This window comes from Niastella sp., from assembly GCF_045805085.1.
Taxonomy (GTDB): Bacteria; Bacteroidota; Bacteroidia; order Chitinophagales; family Chitinophagaceae; genus Niastella.
This window is the reverse complement of the sequence record NZ_JBJMLX010000112.1, coordinates 1-2815: the sequence shown is the minus strand read 5'-3', so window position 1 is coordinate 2815 and position 2815 is coordinate 1. Positions and strand designations below refer to the sequence as shown.

Genomic DNA, 2815 nt, shown 5'->3' with positions numbered 1-2815 from the left:
TAACATGGTTAAAGATATTGTGATTAGCGGTAATACAGTGTCTTTCACTGTAGTGCTTACCACACCCGCTTGTCCATTGAAAGATATGATCGGCAGGGCTTGTGAGAATGCAGTGAGATCACTGGTAAATAAAGAAGCGATTGTAAAAGTGAATTTTACGGCCAACACCAGCACAAACCGGCATGATCCGGGGTCTGTGTTGCCTAAAGTTAAAAATATCATTGCCGTAATAAGTGGTAAAGGTGGCGTGGGAAAAAGCACGGTTTCCGCCAATCTGGCACTGGCGCTTGCGCAAGGTGGGGCAAAAGTGGGACTGATGGATGCAGATATTTATGGCCCCAGTGTACCTATCATGTTTGGCGTGCGCGGCGAAAGGCCCCTGATGAAAAGTATGGGCGAAGGTCAAAAAGGTATGATCGTTCCCCTGGAGCGGTTCGGCATAAAACTGATGAGTATCGGTTTACTGGTCGACGAAAAAAGTGCGGTGATCTGGCGCGGTCCCATGGCCAGCAGCGCCATCAAGCAATTTGTGACCGATGTATATTGGGATGAACTCGATTACCTGGTTATTGATATGCCCCCGGGCACCGGCGACATTCATTTAACCCTGGTGCAAACAGTGCCCGTTACCGGTGCAGTAATTGTTACAACACCGCAGGATGTGGCCCTGGCCGATGCTAAAAAAGCGATCGGGATGTTTAGCCAGGCACAAATAAAAGTGCCCATCATTGGACTGGTCGAAAACATGAGTTATTTTACTCCTGCTGAATTGCCTGATAATAAGTATTATATCTTTGGCAAGGAAGGCGGAAAACGCCTGGCCGAAGAATATGATCTGCCCTTCCTGGGACAAATTCCGTTGGTGCAGACGATTCGTGAGGGCGGAGATATGGGTGTTCCCATTATGATGAGTGATGATATGATCTCCCGCAAAGCCTTTGAAGAATTTGCCGCCAATGCCACCCGTAGTATTGCCATGCGCAATGCCAATGTAAGTGCCGCAAAAGTGGCTGAAGTCATAGAATAGTTACCAGTTTCCAGTCGCCGGTTTCCAGGTCCCGGTACCCGGAAACCGGTAACTGGATTTTTCCCAACCAGCAAACCGTCAACATTAAGAATTACTGCTTCCAATATCCCTAATCAAGTACTGTAAACATCTAATATGAGTAAATTTAGGGAGGTAACAGAACTGCTGTTACTGGTTGCATTGATCTTTGCCTGTCACGCTTCAAAAAAAGTTACCGATCCGTTGCTACCTGCTTTTGACATTGAAGGGCACCGCGGCTGCCGGGGACTAATGCCCGAAAATACCATCCCGGCCATGATGAAGGCGCTGGAACTGGGTGTTACTACTTTGGAAATGGATGCCGTGATCACCAAAGACAAACAGGTGATCCTGTCGCATGAACCTTTTTTCAACTACGAGATCACTACCGGCCCCGACGGAAAATATATAACCGAGCAGGATGAGCGCAATCTGAACATTTACAAAATGACCTATGCGCAAACGCAAACCTACGATGTTGGTTTGAAGCCACATCCGCGTTTTCCCAACCAGCACCGGTTAAAAGCCAACAAGCCCCTGCTGCGCGAAGTGATAGAGAATGTAGAAGCTTACCACAAATTAAACGATGGCCACGAAGTGTTTTATAATATCGAAACCAAAACACAACCGGCCACTGATAACAGGTACCATCCGGCGCCTGAAGAATTTGTGAGAATACTGATGAATGTGATCCATTCTGAAAAGATCGGTCACCGGGTTATCATTCAATCGTTCGATTATCGAACATTGCAGGTGGTGCATAAAAGATATCCCGACATGAAAACGGCGGCCCTGGTAGAAGAAGATGATAAACGAACGCTGGATGAACAGTTGAAAGCATTGGGGTTCATCCCCACTATCTACAGTCCGGCTTATAGTCTGGTTACATCCGAACTGGTAGTCAAATGCCACGAGCAGGGGATCAAGGTTATTCCCTGGACGGTGAACGACAAAGAGTCGATCGATAAAATGAAAGCCGCCGGCGTAGATGGCATCATTACGGATTACCCGGATTTGTTTAAATGAAAAATCAGAATTGAGGAAGGAAATACAGGAATTGAAGTGAGAAAGGACAAAAACTAATTACAAAACTTAAATAAGCCTTGGTATGCATTTATCACTTGAAGGTAAGAACGCCGTAATATGCGGAAGCAGCCAGGGTATTGGGCTGGCCATTGCCGAAGAACTGGCATTGCTGGGCGCTAACTGTACCCTTATGGCCAGAAACGAAGAAGCGTTGCAGGCTGCCATTAAAACCCTGGACATTGCCTTGCGGCAACAGCATAGTTACCTGGTAGCTGATTTTACCAAAACATCAGTAGTAAAAGAGGTAATTCAGCAACATGTGCAACAGCATCCGGTGCATATACTGGTGAACAATACAGGCGGACCGCCGCCTGGCTCGGTGCTCACTGCAACGGAAGAAGCTTTTATGCAGGCGTTTAACCAGCACCTGATCGTAAATCAATTGCTGGGTACAGGCAGTAATTCCTTCCATGAAAGAAGCCAATTATGGCCGTATCATCAATATAATTTCAACTTCTATTCGTATTCCCATTACCAGCCTGGCCGTATCGGGTACGGTGCGTGGTGCAGTAGCCGTATGGTCCAAGATCCTGGCCAATGAAGTAGGGCAGTACAATATAACGGTGAACAATATTTTGCCTGGGTTTACCAAAACCCAACGGTTAGAAAGTCTGATCCAGAACACTGCCCAAAAGCGAGGCGTATCAAAGGAGGTAATTGAACAGGAGATGCAACAGGAGATAC

Annotated in this window: 4 protein-coding genes; all 4 read left to right on the top strand. The window is 46.7% G+C overall.

The window, feature by feature from the left end; all coding sequences use genetic code 11:
* Positions 1 to 1027, top strand: a 1027-nt coding sequence (locus ACJ751_RS05650; RefSeq protein WP_407744402.1) for an Mrp/NBP35 family ATP-binding protein, incomplete at its 5' end; no start/stop codon positions are given.
* Between the two features lie 135 nt (positions 1028 to 1162).
* Positions 1163 to 2071, top strand: a complete 909-nt coding sequence (locus tag ACJ751_RS05645) for a glycerophosphodiester phosphodiesterase (RefSeq protein WP_407744401.1) — start codon at positions 1163 to 1165, stop codon at positions 2069 to 2071.
* An 82-nt stretch (positions 2072 to 2153) separates the two neighbouring features.
* Positions 2154 to 2672 (top strand): SDR family NAD(P)-dependent oxidoreductase, encoded by a 519-nt coding sequence (locus ACJ751_RS05640; RefSeq protein ID WP_407744400.1) that lies wholly within the window; start codon positions 2154 to 2156, stop codon positions 2670 to 2672.
* On the top strand, positions 2566 to 2815 hold a 250-nt coding region (locus ACJ751_RS05635), incomplete at its 3' end, for an SDR family oxidoreductase (protein WP_407744403.1). The genes ACJ751_RS05640 and ACJ751_RS05635, both read left to right, overlap by 107 nt.

Coding starts and splice junctions, on each gene's coding strand:
- ACJ751_RS05645 (WP_407744401.1), top strand. CDS start 1,163: ATGAGTAAATTTAGGGAGGTAACAGAACTGCTGTTACTGGTTGCATTG.
- ACJ751_RS05640 (WP_407744400.1), top strand. CDS start 2,154: ATGCATTTATCACTTGAAGGTAAGAACGCCGTAATATGCGGAAGCAGC.